This is a genomic window from Mycobacterium sp. 1245801.1, from assembly GCF_001673055.1.
Classification (GTDB): Bacteria; Actinomycetota; Actinomycetes; order Mycobacteriales; family Mycobacteriaceae; genus Mycobacterium; species Mycobacterium europaeum_A.
In genome coordinates, this window is record NZ_LZKY01000149.1 from 1 (window position 1) to 729 (window position 729).

General features: G+C 63.9%; 1 pseudogene. It reads right to left on the minus strand.

The window, feature by feature from the left end:
- Window positions 1-378: 378 nt before the first annotated feature.
- Window positions 379-729 (minus strand): annotated as a pseudogene (locus A5622_RS08845) (DUF222 domain-containing protein); the annotation flags it as partial.

Sequence of the window (729 nt, forward strand, 5' to 3'; positions counted from 1 at the left end):
GGTAGCCGGCTTGCGTGGCAGCGAACTCGTGGTCGGCGAGCAGTTTTCCGGTGTTGGCGTCCAGCACTGCGGCGTGATGGGTCCGTTTGTGGGTGTCGACTCCTGCGACGATGTGACGAGATGGGGGTTTGGTTGTCATGCTGGTGATTGCCGTCCTCTATTTCTGGGTGGATGGGTGGCGTCACCGGCGTTGGCGGTTGGACACAACAGAGATGGGCAGCTTGTGGGTGCAAGCTCCTATGAAGTCACAGCCGTCGCGTCGGTGACGTCGAGCACGTCACTCGCGGCGCCAGTCGACAAATCCACGCAAGGACAACCAAGCGGCGTCAATGGACTTCAGAGTCAGACCACCGCCGCGAGCGACCTCCCATTCTCTCTGTGGACTTCGCAGTAGTAGCCGGATACGTCGCAACCCGGATGTGAACATCCACGGTCCTTGGCGTACAGGACAATTCGTTGGCCAGGGGAGGCCAGGCGCTTGGTGTGGTACAGGGCCAGCGATGTGCCTTTGTCGAAGATGGCGAGATAGTGGTGGGCGTGGCGGGCCAGGCGGATGACATCGCTCATCGGCAGCAGGGTGCCGCCGCCGGTCAGCCCGCGCCCGGCGGCGGCTTCGAGCTCGGCCAGTGTGGTGGTGACGATGATGGAGGCGGGTAACCCGTTGTGCTGCCCCAGGTTCCCGGAGGCCAGCACGCCGCGCAGTGCGGCGTTGAGTCCGTCGTGCTGGCG